This window comes from Vibrio crassostreae (assembly GCF_041439375.1).
GTDB lineage: Bacteria > Pseudomonadota > Gammaproteobacteria > Enterobacterales > Vibrionaceae > Vibrio > Vibrio crassostreae_D.
Genome location: NZ_JBGONY010000055.1, coordinates 13,058 through 32,590, shown reverse-complemented (window position 1 = coordinate 32,590; position 19,533 = coordinate 13,058). Strand labels below are relative to the sequence as shown.

The window sequence follows — 19,533 nt, the reverse complement described above, 5'->3', positions numbered from 1 at the left end:
AGATGATCTGATCGTAGCTTTAAGCATTAGTTCCCTGATTTAGGAAACAAAGCCGGTTATTGACCAAAATCAAGTATTCCGACTTTTAGCATTATAAATCTAATATTTGTTGGGTTTATTTTGTTTTTTCCCCGAACTCGTTTGTGTAAAACCGATATTCAATTCTCATCCCAGTTCACTTCATCGCTTTGCCGTTTAATTAATCCCGAATTAGAGATTAAGGAGCTAAGAGATGAGTAACGAAACGCAAGGAAAAATGGGGGTTACGGGAATTGCACTCTTTACACTGTGTGCAGTTTTGGTGGTCGACACATTAACCGCGTCAGCTAGTATTGGTGTCAGTGCCATTGGCTGGTGGGTGTTAATGCTGGTCTTCTTTGTCATTCCATATGGCTTAATTACTTCCGAACTGAGTACCACCTACCCAGGTGAAGGTGGGATTTACGATTGGGTAAAACAAGCCTTCAATTTTAAATGGGCAGTGAGAACAACGTGGTTTTACTGGATTAACGTTGGTTTATGGATGCCTGCGGTATACATCATGTTTGCAGGGATGTTTGCCGAACTCTTCATGCCAGATCTGTCTTTATGGGGACAAATCGCCATTTGTATATTACTGACTTGGCTAACGGTTTGGATCTGTAATGTGTCTGCCGACATCGGTGTGTGGGTCACCAATATTGGCGCAATATTAAAAATTGTCGTGATCAGTACATTGGGTGTGGGCGGCTTTATCTATGCAATGAAAAACGGCGTTGCTAACGAATTTACGTTGCCAGCTATGATGCCTTCATTGGATTCTGCCGTCTCTTTCTTACCTGCGATTGTGTTCAACCTAATGGGTTTTGAACTGGTTGCGACCATGACTAAAGAAATGAAAGACGTTCGTGATATGCCTAAGGCCGTCTTCCTCTCTATCGGTATCACCGCTTTCTTATACATCTTCGGTACGGTAGGCATTTTGATGGCGCTACCTGTCGAAAGCATTGGTTTGGTGTCTGGCCTTATCGACACATTTAGAACACTTTTCGGTACTGGTGTGGTTGGTACAGCGATGGTGTACATCTTCGGTACTTTCGCTTTGTTAACGCTTATCGGCAACATGGTGAGTTGGACAATGGGCGCCAGCCGAGCTGCTGCTGAAGCCGCTCAAGAAGGTGAACTTCCAGCCCCTGTCGCTAAAGTTTCAGAGAAAGGTTCTCCGGTTGGTGCAAACAACATTACTGGCACAGTATCAACGGTCGTCATTCTGTCTTACGCGCTGTTTGCTCAGGGCAATGATGATTTGTTCTGGTCGATATTTGCCTTCTCTAGCTGCATTTTCTTACTTCCTTACCTGTTCATGTTCCCGGCATACCTAAAGCTTCGCGTAGTTGATGGTAAACGCGAACGCCCATTCAAAGTTCCGGGTGGTATGGCGGCTCAATGGGTCATGTCCATTGTTTGTTTCTTCGTCATCCTTCAAGCCGTGATTCTATTTATCTTCCCTGAGGCTCTTGATTTAACCGTTGCAGATTGGGGGTACACAGGACCTGTTTTGATTGGCGTGATTGCCACTATCCTCGCTGGTGAGTGGATTCTACTAGGCGCTCTAAAGCGTAAGAAACAGCAAGGCTCGGACGATAACGACACAGCTGATACGCAAGATAAAAAAGAAGCTAAAGCATAATTTAGGGGACATAACGATGAAAAAACTGATTGAGACTACTCCAAAACATGATGGCTTCAGAATGCCAGGGGAACACGAGCCACACAGCGAAATTTGGATGGCTTGGCCAGAGCGTACCGACAACTGGCGCAATGGTGCAAAACCAGCGCAAGCGGTCTTTGCAGACGTGGCAACCAAGATAAGCCATACAACACCGGTCACCATGCTAGCGAGCTCTGAGCAATACGATAACGCGGTATCTCGTTTACCAGAGGATATTCGAGTGTTGGAAATCTCGACGGATGACTCTTGGATGCGCGACATCGGGGCGACTTATGTTGTTGATGACAGTGGTGAACGCCGAGGTGTGGATTGGGAGTTCAATGCATGGGGCGGGTTTGTGGATGGTTTGTATTCACCGTGGAATCGTGACAACCAAGTTGCTCAAAAGATGTGTGAAACCATCCGTGACTCTCGATACCGCGCTCCAATCGTACTAGAAGGCGGCTCAATTCATGTCGATGGTGAAGGCACGCTTTACACAACAGAAGAGTGCTTATTACACGAAAGCCGCAACCCAGATATGAGCAAAGAAGAGCTGACCGAAGTGCTTTGTGAACACCTCAATGTTGAGAAAGTGATTTGGCTACCTCGTGGCTTATACAACGATGAAACCAATGGTCACGTCGACAATATTCTCCACGTTGTGAAGCCGGGTGAAGTGGTTCTCACATGGTGCGATGACAAGAACGATCCTCAATATGAGATCAGCAATGAAGCCTATGACTACATCACCAGTCAGACCGATGCCAAAGGCCGTCAGATAAAGGTACACAAGTTGCCAATGCCAGGCCCTCTATTCATGACCGAGGAAGAAGCGGCGGGTATCGATATCGCAGACGGAATGGAGCGAGAGGCGGGTGAGCGTTTAGCGGCGTCGTACGCCAATTACCTGATTACCAACAACCAAATCGTGCTGCCGTTATTGGACAAACGCTACGACAACGATGTTATTGGGATCTTAGAAGATATTTATCCAGGCTACGAAGTGAACGGCGTCCCAGCGCGAGAAATTTTGTTAGGTGGCGGCAATATCCATTGCATCACACAACAAGTGCCAAGAGTTTAGTTGGAACAATAAAACCAATTTAGAAATAAGAATCAAAAGAAAACAAAGACTTAAAAAAGTCGTTAACACCAATATTTAATCCAAACGTAGCGGTTCTTGAAAGTGATGCCAGGTATTCGAAATCAAATCGCCATGAAAGTGACTGAAAAAGAACCGCACACAAAATTATGAAAAATAGGAACTTATTATGAAATTACCTTCTTCTAGCGCAACTGAACTAAACAAAGCAAACCTAGAGCACATGGTTTCCATGAAAGACTTCTCTGTCGAAGAGATGGACAACATGATGGAGCTGATGACTCACCTGAAACAGGCACGTAAAGACAATGCAATTCCACCTCTGTTCAAAGGCAAATCAGTAGGGATGATCTTTGAAGCGGGCTCCACTCGTACACGTGTTTCTTTCGAGGTGGCGGCAACATTATTGGGTGGTCACGCACTATTCTTGTCTCCAAAAGACATTCACTTAGGTGGTAAAGAGTCTATTGATGATACGTCTCGTGTTTTATCACGTATGTGCGACATCATCATGGCTCGTACTAATAGCCCTGAAACACTCGATGGCTTACTTGAAATGTCGACAGTGCCAGTAATCAACGGTCTTGATACGCGTTTCCACCCAACTCAAATGCTAGCGGATCTCTACACGATCAGAGAGCACATCACCGATGGACGTAGATTGTCAGATCTCACCTTGGCATTCATGGGCGATGCGACAGATGTGTGTCGTTCGCTGATGTTGACGTGTGCTAAGTACGGCATGGGCTTCAAGCAAATTGGTCCTAAGAAATACCACATGGAGCAAGAGTGGATCGACATGGCACTGAACTTCTGTGAAGAGTCTGGTGGCACGATTGAAATTACTGATGATGTAGAGCGTATCAGTGACTGTGATGTGGTGTACGGCGATAGCTTCTACTGGGTGACGCAAATGGATGAGAAGGAAGAGCGTCTTGCGGCATTCATGCCTAACTATGTGATTACCGAAGAGCTAATGGCTAAGGCTCGTCCGGGCGCAATGTTGCTGCATTGCCTACCTGCGAATGACAAAGAAGAAGTGACTCGCGGCGCACTAGAAAGTGAATACTCAGTGGCGTTCGATGAAGCTGAAAACCGACTCACTGCTCAGATGGCGATTTTAGTGTACTTCACACATAAAGATGCGGTTATCCCAACACCAGAAACCGTTAAGCATCACGAAGAAAAAATCAGCAGCTTCTTAAGCACTCTGTAGGGGTTTATTTGTGGGGGCGTAAGAGCCTCCACTGTGATGCTCGAATCAGGCTGAACCAGTATTCATCACGATTTATTGGTTCGGCTATTTTTGTACCTTTTATTTTGAAATGTCGGTAAACATGTAGCTAATTGGCTCTATCTGACATCAATACTCGAATAGGAGATGTATCGACATGAGTGCCGATATTATTAAAGTTTCAAGAAACACTGAAGATGCACCATTGAGCCCTTTCTCAACACAATCGGTGGCATTCTCACACTACAATAACCTGTCTGCTCAATTACCGACTGATCCTAAAACAGGCAGCTTAGTCTTTGGATCTTTAGTGGATCAAACAAAGCAGTGCCTATTGAATATTCAAGCGATAGTGGAGAGCATTGGACATTGTATGCATGATGTTGTGAGAGTGAACGTATACTTGAAAAACATTGCCGATCTTGACACTGTGAATGAAGTTTATGCATCGTTTTTCCAGTCTTACACACCAACGTGTACGACACTTGCTGTTGCTGATTTACCGCTCGAAGGTGCTCATTTGCAAATGGATGCGGTGATCTCTAATGGTGAAGGTACTTACCCACAAGATGCTTGTGAGCTGGTAAAAATCGCGAGAAACACCCAGAACGCACCAGCCAGTTCTTTATCGACTCAGACGGTCGCTTTTTCTCACTATAATCATATTTCAGCTCAGCTGCCGATTGATCCTAAATCGGGCAATATCGTTGTGGGTGGAGCAAAAGAGCACGCGATTCAATGCCTAAAAAATATCAAATCGATACTGGAAAGTATTGAAGTTCCACTTGATGACATCGTAAAGGTTAACATCCATGTGAGAAGCCTTGATGACCTCGCTACCATCAATGAAGTGTACACCACTTTCTTCCCTGACTCGGCGATTGCAAGATCTGTGGGCTATATGCCAGCACGTTCAGTAACTGTGGTTGAAGGCTTAGCTATGGGAGCGTTAGTACAAATGGATGCAACCGTGTCACATGGCGATGGCACACCACCACAAGCTGTTGAAGATCGTCATGGAATAGTGATTAAGGCAAACAACACTAAAGCTGCACCAATCAGCGAGATCTCAACACAAACCGTGGCTTTCTCTCACTACAACAATATCTCCGCACAGCTGCCGCTTGACCCTAAAATTGGTGCGATTGTGACGCATGGTGCCAAAGAGCAGGCGATGCAGTGCCTCAATAATATTAAAGAAGTGATTGAGAGCGTTGGCCATGTCATGGATGACATCGTGAAGCTTAATATCCAATTAATATATATGGCTGATCTAGATGTACTCAATGACGTTTGCACGCATTACTTTGAAGGTCCATTGCCTGCGCGCACGGTTATCGGTGTGTCTGATATTCCTATGGGTGCCTTGGTGCAAATTGATGCAATAGCTTCTAATGGTGAGGGAACTCCACCAAGTTCTAACTGATAAGCAAGATATAAGGGTTGACAGAGGTGCCAACCCTTATTTTTAGCTCAGACAACGGATACATAAACATGCTCGTTGAGCCTCCACTGATCACTTCTCTTTCCGACATTTTTCGATCATATTTTTAGAATTCAACCAACGTGTGAAGCACCTTGTTTTACTGCTTATGACTCCTCGCTTTAAGCAAGATCGTACTATAACTTGTTAACTCATGGCTGTTTAATCGGGTTAGTCGGAAATTAAAGGAATAGAAAAATGAAAACGATCGGATTGCTTGGTGGCATGAGTTGGGAGTCGACGATGAGTTACTACAAATCTATAAATGAAGGCGTTAAAGCCACTCTCGGAGGGCTCAATTCAGCAAAGATTTGTATGTACAGTGTGAATTTCGATGAGATAGAAAAGCTGCAGCATCAAGGTCGTTGGGCTGAGACGGCAGACATCTTATCGGAAGCGGCTCTATCTGTTGAAAAAGGAGGGGCGGACTTCATTCTGATCTGTACTAATACCATGCATAAGGTCGTTCCTGAAATAGAAGAAAAGATCACGGTTCCTATTCTTCATATCGCCGATACCACCGCGCAAAAGCTGACGGAGCAAGGCGTGCAGAAAGTAGGGCTGTTAGGTACGGCGTTCACCATGGAGCAAGATTTCTACAAAGGGCGCCTGACCGATAAATTTGGTATCGATGTTGTTATTCCAGATGAAGGTGATAGAGAAAAAGTGCACAACATTATCTATCATGAGTTGTGTCGAGGCGAAGTAAAAGAAGAGTCTAGAGCTATCTACCGTCAAATCATCGAGAAACTAAGTCAGCAAGGCGCTGAAGCCGTTATCCTAGGCTGTACTGAAATCGCCTTACTGATTCAACAGCAACATACGGATGTACCGCTGTTTGATACAACAGCAATTCACTCTGAAGCGGCGGTGCGCTTGGCGATAGATGTTTAATCACCTTCGAGATGTTTAAGGGAGTCGTTTTTTTTCGCTCCTATACGAGAGACTTAAATAAAAAAGGATTGGTATGCTACCAATCCTTTTTCTTTATCAGGTGGTTATTCGCCATCAGACTACGACAACATTAACCCCTTGTTGGCGTAATGAATCGAGTGTCTGTTGATCGGCACCTTCATCAGTAATCAAAGTGTCTAATTTGGATGTGCACGTAAGCAGTTTTCCACCGTGCTTACCCACCTTGCTGCTATCAATTAGCGCAACAATGCGATCGCCATACTCTAGAAGCTTCTTCTCTGCCATATACACTAATAAATCAGATGTGTGGATACCAGCAGCCGTTACACCCGTACCGGTAAAGAACACAAAGCGACTCTTGTGATCGTCTGCGGCTTCTTCATCGGGTGAAATCGTAATTTGACGTTCAGGCAGATACTGACCACCCAAAATAATGATGCTCTGATGATCTTGACTGATCAACTGGTAGGCCAGCGGCATAAAGTTAGTCACAACTTGAACATCTCTGTGAAGAAGGTGTTCCCCCATCAGAAAGGTGGTGTTACTTCCGCTAACAATAATACTATCGTGCTCTTCACACATATCTGCAGCTGCTTTGGCAATCCGTTGTTTGGCAGCGTAGCACTCAATATCTTTTTCTTTAGGAATAAAGCTACTTGGAACGTGTGTCGCAGCCAATGGCGCATCATGGTTGATCACTTCTGCACCATTACGAATCTTCTTTAGCTTACCTTCTTCTGCCAGCTTAGTTATGTCTCTACGAGCCGTTGATAAAGAGATATCTAACATTTTTACGTAGTCATTTGTCGTAATAAAAGTGTGACTGTTTAAATGGTCAAGCAAGCTTCTATGACGTTGAGCTTCATTCATTCTTCATGCCTTTAATTAGTTTTGACTTATTTTGACGCATTATGAACTTTTGAGCAAATAAAATCTAACGGTGACGTGTTTTGATTTTTAGTGACGTAATTATTGTGATCTATCACTGGGTTTTGGTCAAAATAAATCAAAAATGACTTTACATGACCGTATTTGGCCATTTATAGTCATTTTGCGTCATGAGGAGTCATTGGAGACCAAGATGAAGTATCAAGCAGTCATTATTGATTTAGATGGAACATTGTTAAGAGATGATGAGCAAATCTGCTCAAACAATAAAGAAGCGATCACGCTTGCTGTGAACAGCGGTTATTGCGTCAGTCTAGCGAGTGGTCGACCGCATCAGTTAATGATGCCTTATGTCGAAAAGCTTGGTTTGTCTTTACCTATCATCTGTTGTAACGGCGCATACCTTTTTGACCCAATCACGCAGAACATAATGAACCCACAAATTTTGGGACGTGATTTTCTCATTGATTTAGTGAGCTTGCTGAATGAAGGACACTTTGCTTTCACTCTTTATTCAAGCCGTGGCGTGTTTGCTCAAAAAGCGTCACAGCACACAGAAGACTTGGTCAAAAAAGCGCAAGTCATTAATGCAGACATATCCATTCAAGTCGTTCCGGCTATCAGTGAACTGCTTGAACAGGCTGGCGACGTATACAAAGTGCTTGTTTCAAGCTCGGACAAAGTCGCTTTGAACCAATTAAGGGATGCTTTGCAAGCTCATTGCCAAGCTGATTTATCTGCACCAACAAAACTCGACATTACATCGACGTTAGCCACAAAAGGCCATGCGCTAACTCAGTGGCTGAAACAACAAAATATATCCGCTCAAAATACCATAGCTTTTGGAGATGGGGACAACGATGCCTCTATGTTCCGACTCGTCGGGGAGCCTGTTGCTATGGATAACGCTAGCCCTTCATTAAAGGGTTTAGCAAACCTTATTGTCACCAATAACAACGGTTGTGGAATTGGCCAGTATCTTCGCCTCACGGTGCAAGAAGGCCAGAAAACATACCAACATTCTTTTAATTATTAAGGAAATACCATGAAAAAAGTGAAAATTGCAGCAGGCCTAGCTCACGTAGATTACGGACATATTGCTGACGTAGTGAAAGAAGTCTCTGACGCTGGTGCAGACTACATTCACTGTGATGCTGCAGATATGCATGACCTGAAAAACCTGCAATTGATGGGTGGACATCAAATCGTTGAAGGTATTCGTCCTTACACTGAAAAGCCAATTGAAGTGCATGCTTACTTCAAAGACTGCGACAAATTATTTATCGATAAAATCGCAGCTGCAGGTGCAAACATGTTGATTCTACCGGCAGAGCATTTTATCGGTGCTCCTCTGTGTTACATCATTAAATACTGCCAAAACCACGGAATGAAATTTGGCTTAACAGTTGGCGCATTAACACCAGTGTCATTTGTTAAAGAATCTATCTACTACTTAGATCGCCTACACATTGTTATTCACGGAATTACTGATGGCGATGATGAGTGGTTATGGCGTAAATCAGCGATTGCAATGATTCGTGAAGCTCGTGAACTCATCAACGAACGTAACCCTAACTGTGAGCTATGTGTTGATGGTGGTATCCGTAACCACAATATCGAAGAGCTGCTTAATGAAGACATCGACGTAATGGTTGCCTCTACCAATATCTTTGGTCACAAAGATGGCATTACTGCTGGTGTTCGTGATTTCCGTGCTGCGATTGACCAACTCGAAGACAAAGCAGAAGTGAAACAAGAAGAAGCAGAAACAGCTTAACTTTTTCACTTGGCGTAACAGTGATTCATATAGCTGTCGCGCTCAATCTAATAACGGTGCCGAGCTTACCCCCTATATATGCTCGAGCTTGGCACCACTACCAAGGATTAATTCATGACACAGTTTCAATATTATCAGCCGACAAAATTGACATTTGGTGCAGGAGAAATTCAAAAGGTTGGGCAGCTTGTTGCTCAATATGGCAAACGATGCCTCGTGGTCAGTGAGCCAATTTTTGATGCAGTGAAACCTGCTTACGACCGTATTTTTGCCCTGCTAGCAGAGCAAGGAATTGAAGTGACACATTTTGATGGCGTGGTACCAAACCCACCAACCACTGTTGTGGAGCTTGGCCGTCAAGTCGCGGTTTCGGCAAATTGTGATGTGGTGTTAGCGATTGGTGGTGGCTCTTCGATTGATACAGCAAAAATCATTTCTGCTGCTATCAAAGCAGAGTCTTTGGACTGGGCACATTGGTTCGCAACTTATGACTCACCGTTTGGAGAAATCCAAGATCTACCCGCTCAAGTTGTTCCTTTGATCGCAGTACCGACAACGTCTGGTACGGGGTCACAGGTGACGCAAGCTGCGGTGATTACAGACATGGAACAGCACGCAAAACTGACTTTGTTTCATCCGGAGTTCTTTCCTTGCGAAGCGCTGATTGATCCAGAGTTAATGTTAACACTGCCGCCTCGTATGACTGCAATGACGGGTTTCGATGCTTTTTCTCATGCGTTTGAATCATTTACTGGCACGCGTCCATCTCCTTTTGTGGATGCAATGGCGTTACAAGCCATGAAGCTGGTGGTTGAAAACTTGCCAAATGTTGTAGACAACGGAGCAGATTTAGCTGGCCGTTGTGAGTTGGCGAAAGCCGACACGTTAGGCGGAATTTCACTAGCAAATGGTGGGGCCGGAGCGCCGCATCCTCTTGGGGAGATTTTGGGCAGTAGTAAAACGAACTTACCACATGGTTTAACACTCGCTGTTGTTTATCCGGCGTATGTGCAACTTCAGTGGCGAAAACAGCCGGAGCGATTTGCGCAAGTGGCTGAGCTCTTTGGTGCCGTGGGAAGCACTGAAGAAAAAGCTCAATCATTGGCGGCACTTCTTGTGAAGTTTCTTGAGCGAATTGGCCTTGAGTCGAATTTAACTCAAGTCGGGGTAACTCAAGAAGATGTTCTTAAGCTAGAGCCTGCTTTCTGCTTTGATTTACCGCTGACTAGCGGTGATGAAATGAAAAAAGTATTACACGCCAGTTTGGTCTAGTGCCACAGGGTTTAAAAATAAATTAATAAAGAAAATGGAGACGAGACCATGGAAAAAAGCATCATCACTTCGAATAACACAGCACTGAAATTGGAAAGAGAGGAATTCATTGCCAGTGATGTTCAAGCGTTGATTTTTGATTTCGATGGACTTCTCGTGGATACCGAGACTTGTATGTTTAAAGCCTGGGAAGCTTTGTTAAAAACCTATGATGTTGAAGTATCACCTCTTCAGGTTGCTGGTCTAGTTGGGAGCTCAGCACCAGCAACCTCTCTTTATCAATTATTTAATCAAGCATCTCATCAGGCGTTGTCGAATGATGACATTCGCCAACTTGTTGAGGAGAAAGCGTACCGCTTGATTGAAACCATTTCTGAGCGTGAAGGCGTTCGCCAATACCTTGAGTTTGCAAAGTCAAAAAATTGGAAAATTGCACTTGCAACAAGCTCTGAATTTGAGCATTACCATCCAATTCTATCTCGATTAAATCTCACTCACTTCTTTGATTGTTTTGTCGGTGCAGAAGACATTGCTCCAGCAAAACGTAAGCCTCAACCCGATGTGTATTTGGCCGCCCTAAATCAATTAGGTGTCTCTGCCCATCAAGCCATCGCATTTGAAGACTCTCCTCCGGGTGTTCAGGCGGCTCGATCGGCAGGAATACCAACAGTAGCGGTAACTAACTTGCTCACTCGTCACCTCGATGTCTCGCTAGCCAACGTGGTGCTGAGTTCGATGAATGACCAAACCTTACCGCAATTGCTTAATCAACTTATGAGAAATGAAGATGAATAAATTAGAACAATTGAAAAAGTACACTACCGTTGTTGCGGATACTGGTGACATTGATGCGATTGCGGCTTTTCAACCTCAAGATGCCACCACCAACCCTTCTTTGGTGCTAAAAGCAGCTGAGATGCCTCAATACGATCACTTGATTGCTGATGCCGTGACGTGGGCAAAATCTAAAAGCGATGATAAGTCTCAGCAATTAATTGATGCTGGAGACAAGTTGGCCGTCAATATTGGCCTAGAGATTTTAAAAACGGTACCGGGACGCATCTCTACAGAAGTGGATGCTCGTATGTCATTTGACAAAGAAGCAAGTCTAGCAAAGGCACGCAAATTGATTGCGATGTATAACGAGGCCGGTATTAGTAACGAGCGCATTTTAATCAAACTGGCTTCTACTTGGGAAGGCATTAAAGCTGCTGAAGTGTTAGAGAAAGAAGGCATCAACTGTAATTTGACCTTGTTGTTTAACTTCGCTCAAGCAAAAGCGTGTGCAGAAGCTGGTGCTTTCTTAATTTCTCCTTTTGTAGGGCGAATTCTGGATTGGTACAAAACCAATACAGAGAAAAAAGAGTACTTACCTCATGAAGACCCAGGTGTGGTTTCAGTATCAGATATCTACAACTACTACAAAGATCACGGCTACGAGACAGTCGTCATGGGTGCCAGCTTTCGCAACGCAGAAGAAGTTTTAGCGTTAGCAGGGTGTGACCGCCTGACGATTGGTCCAGCAATTTTAGACCAACTAGCCGCTCAAGAAGGCGATGTGCAATGCCAGCTGTTTTCAGCGCGTGACGCGATTAAAACTGCACCAGCATCGATGACAGAAGCTGAATTCCGATGGGAAATGAATCAAGACCCGATGGCAACGGAAAAGTTGTCGGAAGGTATTCGCAATTTTGCCGTCGACCAAGGCAAATTGGAAACCATGATCGAAGCGCGTTTGTAGGAGATGCATGATGATTTCACGTTCAAAACTTGCTGATGCGATTCGTGTATTAAGCATGGATGCTGTGCAGAAAGCGGGATCAGGTCACCCTGGGGCTCCAATGGGAATGGCTGATATCGCTGAGGTGCTATGGCGAGACTTTCTAAAACACAACCCAACCAATCCAAATTGGGCAGACCGAGACAGATTCATTCTGTCGAATGGTCATGGCTCGATGTTGATCTACAGCTTACTGCATCTATCTGGGTACGAGCTGTCGATGGACGATATTAAATCTTTCCGCCAATTACACAGTAAAACGGCAGGTCACCCTGAATATGGTTACGCGCCGGGCATTGAGACAACAACTGGCCCACTAGGGCAAGGTATCACTAACGGCGTGGGCATGGCGTTGGCAGAGAAAGTCTTGGGCGAACAATTTAATCGAGAAGGTCATGACATCGTAGACCACCATACTTATGTGTTTATGGGCGATGGCTGCATGATGGAAGGGATTTCGCATGAAGCTTGTTCACTAGCGGGAACACTAGGGCTTGGAAAGTTAGTCGCATTCTGGGATGACAACGGCATTTCAATTGATGGCGATGTTGATGGTTGGTTCTCTGATGATACGCCAAAACGCTTTGAGGCTTATGGCTGGCATGTGATTGCAGATGTTGATGGTCACGATTCTGAAAGTATCCATAAAGCGATTGCTGAAGCGAAGTCGGTATCAGATAAACCTAGTTTGATTTGTTGCAAAACAATCATTGGTTTTGGTTCTCCAAATAAATCGGCAAGCCATGACTGCCACGGTGCTCCCCTAGGTGCCGAAGAAGTGGCACTTGTTCGCTCAAACTTGGGGTGGGAACACCCAGAGTTTGAAATGCCACAAGATATTTACAATGAGTGGGATAGAAAAGAACAAGGCAAAGCCGATGAGCTTGATTGGCAAGCTCGTTTTGATGCTTACCGACAAGCTTACCCTGAGCTAGCTGCTGAGTTTGCACGTCGTAGCCAAAGCTTATTACCAGAAGGCTGGGAGCAGTATACACAAGACTGGATTCAAACCTTGCAAGCTAACCCGCAAACGATTGCAACCAGAAAAGCATCGCAAAATACCATTGAAGCGTTTGGTCCGTTACTTCCAGAGTTCTTGGGCGGTTCTGCCGATTTAACACCGTCGAACCTGACGAACTGGTCGGGTTCAAAATCGATCTCGGCTCAAGATGCTTCCGGTAATTACTTAAGTTACGGCGTACGTGAGTTTGCGATGTCGGCAATGATGAATGGTGTCGCACTTCATGGCGGTTTCATTCCTTATGGCGGCACTTTCTTGATGTTCATGGAATACGCTCGAAACGCGCTGCGTATGGCAGCACTGATGAAGCAACGCAGTATTTTCGTTTATACCCATGACTCGATTGGTTTAGGGGAAGACGGCCCAACGCATCAGCCAGTGGAGCAGATCGCATCATTGCGCCTGACGCCAAATATGAGTACTTGGCGCCCTTGTGACCAAGTAGAAACGGCTGTGGCTTGGAAGTCAGCAATCGAACGCTCTGATGGTCCAACATCGTTGATTTTCTCTCGCCAAAACCTTGTGCAATTTGAACGTGATGAATCGATGTTAGCCAATGTAGCAAAAGGCGGATATATCCTTTCTGATTGTGAAGGTGAACCGGAGTTGATTTTGATTGCGACTGGATCTGAGGTGGCGCTAGCGATGGAGGCAAAAGTGCAATTAGCAGGCGTACGCTGTCGAGTGGTTTCGATGCCAGCAACTGATGTGTTTGATGCTCAATCAACTGAATATCAAGAGCAAGTGCTGCCTAGCCATGTCACTGCACGTGTTGCGATAGAAGCTGGTATTCGTGACTACTGGTTCAAATATGTAGGGCTACAAGGTGACATCGTGGGTATGACGAGCTTTGGTGAGTCAGCGCCTGCAGAAGAGCTATTTGAAATGTTTGGGTTTACGGTTGAAAACATCGTAGAGAAATCTAAAGCGGTTCTGGAGAGATAGTATGGCAATGGCAACGCGTTTTATTGAAAACCTTAGCCAAGAGTGCCTGCGTACTAAGGCTGCGAAAGTAGCCTTAGAGCATGTGATTGATGCGCTAACGCCGTCAAGTGTCATTGGGATTGGTACAGGTGCAACCGTCGAAGTCTTTATTCAGTTATTGAAGCAGAGTGGAGCGGAGTTTTCTAACTGTGTATCGAGCTCTGAACGTTCGAGCAAGGCGATTGCAGAGGCCGGCTTGAAAGAGTTGGCAATTGCGGAGTGCGACCGTGTCGATTTCTATATTGATGGCATTGATGAGGGGATGACCGACGGCATCACAGTGAAAGGTGGAGGAGCGGCGCTAGCGCGTGAAAAGGTGCTAGCGACATTAGCCATGAGTTTTATCACTATTGCCGATAGCGGTCGTTTAGTCACTCAACTTGGGCAATTTCCGTTACCAGTGGAGGTGTTACCAGCAGCACAGAAAGCGGTTTTCAACGCTTTGCGAAGTTTAGGCGGAGAGCCTGTGCTAAGGGAAGGCTGCTTGACCGACAATGGCAACATAATTCTCGATGTTTCTGGCCTAGATCTTACCGAGCCTAAAAGCCGAGAAAGAGAGTTGAATGCGATTGCTGGGGTGGTTGAAAACGGCATCTTTGCGCAGCGTTCAGCAGATTTCATGGCGTTCTCAAATAGCGAAGGAACGCACTGGTTATCGAGAAAATGAGACCTCGTTAACAAGTCTATTTATAACTTACTCAGTAACGGATAATTAGGGACTAAACATGACGGAAAGCAATTTTTTACCCCGATCTCTGGGCTATCTTGATTTACATCACCAAGCGTTCTTGGATGATTTGTCGGGGTTAATTGCTATTCCGTCTGTGCGAGACTTGACCACAAGTGAAGAGAGCGCACCATTTGGTCGTTCAATTAGACAGGCGTTCGACTACTTAATTGAATTCGCACAGCGTGAAGGTTTTGAAGTAAGAGATCACCAGGGTTATGCGCTGGACATTTGCTTTGGTCAAGGCGAGCAAGAAATAGCTATTTTGCACCATGTTGATGTTGTTGAAGCCGGTGATTTGAATGAATGGAACACACCGCCATTTGAAATGCATAAACAAGGTGATGAATTATACGGTCGAGGCGTTACAGACAACAAAGGCCCTTTGATGGCAAGTCTGTACATCCTCAAGATGTTTAAAGCACTGGATATGAAGCTCGATAAAACGATTCGAGTCATTATCGGTGGTGCAGAAGAGACAACTTGGGAATGTGTAGAACATTATTTTAAGCACTATCCTCAGCCAGAATATGGCTTTTCTCCTGATGGCGACTTCCCAATCGTCAATGGAGAAAAAGGAATCCTATATGCGTCATTTCAACGAGAACTCCCAACTCTCAATGACGTAGGAAGTTGCCAGATAGTCAGTATTGAAAGTGAACGTGACAGAACATCCACCTGCTATCAATTAACTGTGTACCTAACTGGCGAAAAAGCGGCTGAAGTTGCGGCGAGGTTTGCCACTTTTGCCAAAGTAACGCTCGTGGAAAACAAAGCGGGTATTGATAACTCACAGAAGGAGCTGTATTGCGTTGAACTATCAACGCCGTGGGAGAAGTCCCGCAACCCGCATAAAGTTGACAACTGTATGGAACAGTTTGTTATCCAAATGCGAGATGTTGAAGGTTTAGATGCTCATTCTCAAAGCTTGATTGAACTATTGGATGGATGCTTTGCGCAAGCAAGCGATGCTTCCAAATTAGGACTTGCGTATCAAGATGCTGAAATGGGAGCAACAACTTGTTGTGTTTCGTCTATTAACCTCGATCAACATAGTTACAACTTGGATTTTGATTTTCGGTTTCCTAAAGGCCTGACTATCGATCAAACTCGTACCCAACTCCAATACTTGTCCCAACAATATGGAGTGGGAATGATTGAACAGCAGTACTTACCTCTATCTTACCTCTCACCCGAAAGTGATCTTATCCAAGCGATGGGAAAAGCTTATTCCGAAGTTACAAGAACAGACGCTCAATGCTTTAGCAAAGGCGCGGCTTCGTATGCGCGTGCGTTAAACAATGGTGTTGCATTCGGACCTACTTTTCCTGGTGATGTGACTTGTGTTCATGAGCCGAACGAAAGGCTCAGCCTCAAGTCATTAAAAAGAGCAATAACAATATACGTGAAAGTTCTCATATCACTTTAGGAGTAAATTATGAGAGATAAGGTTCAAGCACTTGCTGGAGGTATGATGGTATCTATCATCGTACTGGTCATCGCAGGTATATTTATTGGTATAGGTGCGGGCGTTGTAAACCAAATGTCTGCAACTGACTCTGTTATTTGGGCATTTTTCAAACTGATGTTAGATCTAGGTTTGATGGTGATGCGCAACCTACCTCCATTCTTTGCGATTGGTTTGGCTTTTGCCCTCGCTAAATCTGAGAAAGGATGGGCAGCCTTTACCGGTTTTACCATGTTCATGTGTTTCAATGTCGCTATCGGTTCGATTGCTGCATTTCACGGTTGGACTGCTGAAACTACCAGTGTTGCATCTTTGATGAATGATGCTGGTTACAACAAAGTCGCTGCACAAAACTTCAACTCTCTATGGGGAGAATCTTTAGGTATTTTCGCTTACAACATGGGTATCTTCAGCGGTATTCTTGTGGGCTGTATTACGGCTTGGATCCACAACCGTTTTTACAAATTTGAAATGCCTACGTTACTTAGCTTTTTCTCTGGCCCTCGCGCGGTAGTGATTTTTGCTTACTTCGCTATCATGCCAATTGCCCTTTTCGTTTACTATGCTTGGCCACCAATTGCAGGTGCTTTGCAGTCGCTAACAACGCTTATTACCAGCTCTGGTATCTTTGGTTCGTTCCTTTTCGGTGTGTTTGACAAAGGCCTATTACCGTTTGGTTTGCACCACTTGATCGCATTCCCTATCGAATACACTCGAGTCGGTGGTGTTATGGAGATTGATGGTGTGGTTTATGAAGGTGTTCGTAACATTATGAACGGCCAAATGAGCTCACCAGAGGCAACGGGCTACATTACCCATAACTTCACTAGCGGACGAATTCCAATTCAAATTGGCGGTTTAACTGGCGCAGCTTATGCGATGTATGTGACGGCGAAAACACAAAATCGCAAGAAGGTTGCAGCTATCATGGTACCAGCCGTGTTCACAGCGGCAGTGATCGGTATCACTGAGCCTCTGGAGTACACCTTCTTATTTGTTCAGCCTTTCTTATTCTTTGCTGTTCACGTGCCTCTAAATGGATTGGCTTATGTGATCACTGAAATGATGGGTGTATCCATTCATGGTAACCAGCTGTTGTTCATGGTGCCTAACTTGCTTCAACCTGAAAAAGTGCATGCATGGGCTCTGTTATGGATAGTCCCTCTGTACTTCGTCATTTACTTCTACACCTTCAAGTTCTTTATCTTGAAGTTTGACTCGAAAACACCGGGTCGTGAGGAAGATGATGGCGATATAGCGCTGTATTCCAAAGAAGACTTTAAAAAGAAAAAAGAGCAAACCTCAAAAGGCCTACCAGCAGAAATTATTGAAGCGCTAGGTGGTGCCGACAATATTGAAAACGTAGCTAACTGTGCCACTCGACTGCGTGTCTCATTGCATGATGAATCCTTAGCAGCAAGCGATAAAGTTTGGAAACAAGAACTTAACGCTATCGGAGTAGTAAGGATGAATAAAGGCATTCAGGTGATATACGGTGCTAATGTCATAACGATAGCCTCTGGTATTAAAGAAGCCTTAGGTGTCGATTCCTAGCAACGTATTCCCTTATGTAACCCTACAGTTACAAGCTTAATAGAATCCCAATAACTCATGATTCCTCCTGTGACCTCGCGTCACAGGAAGGGATTCGTGTACCTGAAATATGGATATTATAAAAATGAAAACAATGACAAAACATGCAGTTACCTTACTTGCCCTATGCGTTTCCGGCGTTCTACATGCAAGTGAAAATACAGTGGCGGATTGGCCAGAAAGAAGCCCTATGGTGTTCTGGGGAGACAGAGCCAATGAAGATTGGAGCTATGTCGACGATTTGAAAGAGAGCCAAAAAAGCTTCTCTGAGAAACTAAAACGTTTGGACATCGATGAAAGCGGTGACTGGAAAGTTTCTTTTAGCGGTAATGTAAAAGCGGCTCTCGATAACCGTTGGAACCATATGTACGACGGCGAAAATCGCAAAAAGAATGAGCTTCGGACTCGTATGCAGTTCGCGACAGATGTGACGTATCAAGATTGGATGCGCCTATTCGGTGAGATTCGTACCAACTACACTAACCTAGATAATCCTGGCCCGGTGGATGATGCAGGTACGGATTTCCATCAATTGTTCGCAGAATTCAAGCTCCTTGACGATGGCCAGCAATATTTAAGTACACGATTTGGTCGTCAAGAAATTTACTTGAATGAATGGCAAATGATGAACCGTGAGCCAACACCGGTACAGTCTAGTTGGAATGCGGCAAGTGCGAAGTACAGCGTTTCTGGTATTAATTTTGATGTGTATTACGGTGAAGAAGTCTTCCCGCTATATAGTGATGGTAGCTTTAGTGGCAACTGGGATGACAAAACTAACGGTAAGAAATCAACAGGCCTGTTCGCTAATTGGCAAACCGATTTCGGTACGATGCAAGCTTATGTAATGAGTAATCAGCTAACAAACGAAAGCTTTGTTAATGCTCCTGATGGTGATGTTGATATTCAAGTTCTGGGTATACATGCGCATGATTTCGTGAGTGAAGGTTTTGGTTACATGCTTGATGGTGTGTACCAATTTGGTGACCATGCAGGTAAAGACATTTCTGCGTATATGGCTTATGCAGATTTGAACTACAACTGGAAAGCCGATTGGAACTACCGTCTAGGTTTGAACCTACACTATGCTTCAGGTTCGGATAAAGACAGCGATAAGGTTAATACCTTTAACCCGCTATGGACCGGTGACCCATTAGGTTTCGCGCATGATGGGGCATATGGTAATGCCATGCAGGTTGGTTCGTACACTGTCATTGAATATCAGCCGAAGCAGTCAATCATTGCAGGTTTCATGTCGACATGGCGAGCAAATACCGATGATGCGATTTATACGTTAAATCAAGATGTCTTGTTTGGTGCAGAATCGGATGAAAAATACGCTTATAGCCAATTTTATTTGCAATTCCATAACTACATTACAGGTAACTTAAAGTCTGAGGTTAATATGTACTACGCTCTAGACAGTGACTATACCCGTGATGTCGTAGGCAGTTCGAGTGATGATATTTCACGAGTTGAAATTGCGCTGATTTACAACTTCTAATTCGGTAGTCTCTACTACAAAAATAGTGATGTATTTTAGCCCAGCCTGTCGGTTGGGCTAATTTTTATTCAGCAATCTGAAATTTTTTCTTC

Annotated in this window: 16 protein-coding genes; 15 read left to right on the top strand and 1 reads right to left on the bottom strand. The window is 44.5% G+C overall.

All coding sequences use genetic code 11. The features are described 5' to 3' along the window. Positions 1-232 precede the first annotated feature (232 nt). The 5 genes from ACED45_RS19055 (at position 233) to ACED45_RS19035 (ending at position 6,406) form a co-directional block, all read left to right on the top strand. Positions 233-1,669 carry an APC family permease gene (locus ACED45_RS19055; protein ID WP_371714751.1) on the top strand — a complete coding sequence of 479 codons (1,437 nt, stop codon included), beginning with the start codon at positions 233-235 and terminating at the stop codon, positions 1,667-1,669. Positions 1,670-1,685: 16 nt separating this feature from the next. Beyond that, entirely contained in the window at positions 1,686-2,777 is a 1,092-nt protein-coding gene (aguA, locus tag ACED45_RS19050) for an agmatine deiminase (RefSeq protein WP_102530206.1), read from the top strand. Positions 2,778-2,964: 187 nt separating this feature from the next. After that, positions 2,965-4,011 carry an ornithine carbamoyltransferase gene (gene argF / locus ACED45_RS19045; RefSeq protein WP_102530207.1) on the top strand — a complete coding sequence of 349 codons (1,047 nt, stop codon included), beginning with the start codon at positions 2,965-2,967 and terminating at the stop codon, positions 4,009-4,011. 175 nt (positions 4,012-4,186) lie between these two features. After that, the gene (locus ACED45_RS19040; RefSeq protein ID WP_371714750.1) at positions 4,187-5,455 is read left to right on the top strand and encodes a RidA family protein; all 1,269 of its coding nucleotides are present in this window, start codon (positions 4,187-4,189) and stop codon (positions 5,453-5,455) included. Between the two features lie 255 nt (positions 5,456-5,710). Continuing rightward, the gene (locus tag ACED45_RS19035; protein ID WP_371714749.1) at positions 5,711-6,406 is read left to right on the top strand and encodes an aspartate/glutamate racemase family protein; all 696 of its coding nucleotides are present in this window, start codon (positions 5,711-5,713) and stop codon (positions 6,404-6,406) included. A gap of 114 nt (positions 6,407-6,520) precedes the next feature. On the opposite strand, the gene ulaR is transcribed toward ACED45_RS19035, so the two are convergent. After that, a complete protein-coding gene (gene ulaR, locus ACED45_RS19030; protein ID WP_192891708.1) occupies positions 6,521-7,297 on the bottom strand; it encodes an HTH-type transcriptional regulator UlaR in 777 nt (258 codons plus the stop codon). Positions 7,298-7,508: 211 nt separating this feature from the next. On the opposite strand from ulaR, the gene ACED45_RS19025 reads away from it, so the two are divergent. The 10 genes from ACED45_RS19025 (at position 7,509) to ACED45_RS18980 (ending at position 19,441) form a co-directional block, all read left to right on the top strand. Further along, positions 7,509-8,351 carry a Cof-type HAD-IIB family hydrolase gene (locus tag ACED45_RS19025; RefSeq protein WP_371714748.1) on the top strand — a complete coding sequence of 281 codons (843 nt, stop codon included), beginning with the start codon at positions 7,509-7,511 and terminating at the stop codon, positions 8,349-8,351. Positions 8,352-8,360: 9 nt separating this feature from the next. Next, on the top strand, positions 8,361-9,092 hold the full coding sequence (locus ACED45_RS19020) for a ribulose-phosphate 3-epimerase (protein WP_239718720.1): 732 nt from the start codon (positions 8,361-8,363) through the stop codon (positions 9,090-9,092). A gap of 114 nt (positions 9,093-9,206) precedes the next feature. Beyond that, a complete protein-coding gene (locus ACED45_RS19015; protein WP_371714747.1) occupies positions 9,207-10,364 on the top strand; it encodes an iron-containing alcohol dehydrogenase in 1,158 nt (385 codons plus the stop codon). Between the two features lie 48 nt (positions 10,365-10,412). Next, positions 10,413-11,159, top strand: a complete 747-nt coding sequence (locus tag ACED45_RS19010) for an HAD family hydrolase (protein WP_332409016.1) — start codon at positions 10,413-10,415, stop codon at positions 11,157-11,159. Further along, positions 11,152-12,105 carry a transaldolase gene (gene tal, locus ACED45_RS19005; RefSeq protein WP_332409015.1) on the top strand — a complete coding sequence of 318 codons (954 nt, stop codon included), beginning with the start codon at positions 11,152-11,154 and terminating at the stop codon, positions 12,103-12,105. The genes ACED45_RS19010 and tal overlap by 8 nt, the downstream gene beginning before the upstream one ends. Positions 12,106-12,115: 10 nt before the next feature. Further along, positions 12,116-14,110 carry a transketolase gene (tkt, locus tag ACED45_RS19000; RefSeq protein ID WP_371714752.1) on the top strand — a complete coding sequence of 665 codons (1,995 nt, stop codon included), beginning with the start codon at positions 12,116-12,118 and terminating at the stop codon, positions 14,108-14,110. Position 14,111: 1 nt separating this feature from the next. After that, the gene (gene rpiA, locus ACED45_RS18995) at positions 14,112-14,816 is read left to right on the top strand and encodes a ribose-5-phosphate isomerase RpiA (RefSeq protein WP_371714746.1); all 705 of its coding nucleotides are present in this window, start codon (positions 14,112-14,114) and stop codon (positions 14,814-14,816) included. Positions 14,817-14,874: 58 nt separating this feature from the next. Beyond that, complete coding sequence (locus ACED45_RS18990; RefSeq protein ID WP_371714745.1) at positions 14,875-16,305, top strand: Sapep family Mn(2+)-dependent dipeptidase; 1,431 nt, start codon at positions 14,875-14,877, stop codon at positions 16,303-16,305. A 9-nt stretch (positions 16,306-16,314) separates the two neighbouring features. After that, positions 16,315-17,898, top strand: coding sequence for a PTS transporter subunit EIIC (locus ACED45_RS18985; RefSeq protein WP_371714744.1), 1,584 nt, complete (start codon positions 16,315-16,317; stop codon positions 17,896-17,898). Between the two features lie 124 nt (positions 17,899-18,022). Continuing rightward, positions 18,023-19,441, top strand: a complete 1,419-nt coding sequence (locus ACED45_RS18980; RefSeq protein WP_371714743.1) for a hypothetical protein — start codon at positions 18,023-18,025, stop codon at positions 19,439-19,441. Positions 19,442-19,533: the final 92 nt, after the last annotated feature.

Bases quoted from the DNA above. Each gene is read 5' to 3' on its own strand.
- ACED45_RS19055 (WP_371714751.1), top strand. From the start codon at position 233: ATGAGTAACGAAACGCAAGGAAAAATGGGGGTTACGGGAATTGCACTC.
- aguA (WP_102530206.1), top strand. From the start codon at position 1,686: ATGAAAAAACTGATTGAGACTACTCCAAAACATGATGGCTTCAGAATG.
- argF (WP_102530207.1), top strand. From the start codon at position 2,965: ATGAAATTACCTTCTTCTAGCGCAACTGAACTAAACAAAGCAAACCTA.
- ACED45_RS19040 (WP_371714750.1), top strand. From the start codon at position 4,187: ATGAGTGCCGATATTATTAAAGTTTCAAGAAACACTGAAGATGCACCA.
- ACED45_RS19035 (WP_371714749.1), top strand. From the start codon at position 5,711: ATGAAAACGATCGGATTGCTTGGTGGCATGAGTTGGGAGTCGACGATG.
- ulaR (WP_192891708.1), bottom strand. From the start codon at position 7,297: ATGAATGAAGCTCAACGTCATAGAAGCTTGCTTGACCATTTAAACAGT.
- ACED45_RS19025 (WP_371714748.1), top strand. From the start codon at position 7,509: ATGAAGTATCAAGCAGTCATTATTGATTTAGATGGAACATTGTTAAGA.
- ACED45_RS19020 (WP_239718720.1), top strand. From the start codon at position 8,361: ATGAAAAAAGTGAAAATTGCAGCAGGCCTAGCTCACGTAGATTACGGA.
- ACED45_RS19015 (WP_371714747.1), top strand. From the start codon at position 9,207: ATGACACAGTTTCAATATTATCAGCCGACAAAATTGACATTTGGTGCA.
- ACED45_RS19010 (WP_332409016.1), top strand. From the start codon at position 10,413: ATGGAAAAAAGCATCATCACTTCGAATAACACAGCACTGAAATTGGAA.
- tal (WP_332409015.1), top strand. From the start codon at position 11,152: ATGAATAAATTAGAACAATTGAAAAAGTACACTACCGTTGTTGCGGAT.
- tkt (WP_371714752.1), top strand. From the start codon at position 12,116: ATGATTTCACGTTCAAAACTTGCTGATGCGATTCGTGTATTAAGCATG.
- rpiA (WP_371714746.1), top strand. From the start codon at position 14,112: ATGGCAATGGCAACGCGTTTTATTGAAAACCTTAGCCAAGAGTGCCTG.
- ACED45_RS18990 (WP_371714745.1), top strand. From the start codon at position 14,875: ATGACGGAAAGCAATTTTTTACCCCGATCTCTGGGCTATCTTGATTTA.
- ACED45_RS18985 (WP_371714744.1), top strand. From the start codon at position 16,315: ATGAGAGATAAGGTTCAAGCACTTGCTGGAGGTATGATGGTATCTATC.
- ACED45_RS18980 (WP_371714743.1), top strand. From the start codon at position 18,023: ATGAAAACAATGACAAAACATGCAGTTACCTTACTTGCCCTATGCGTT.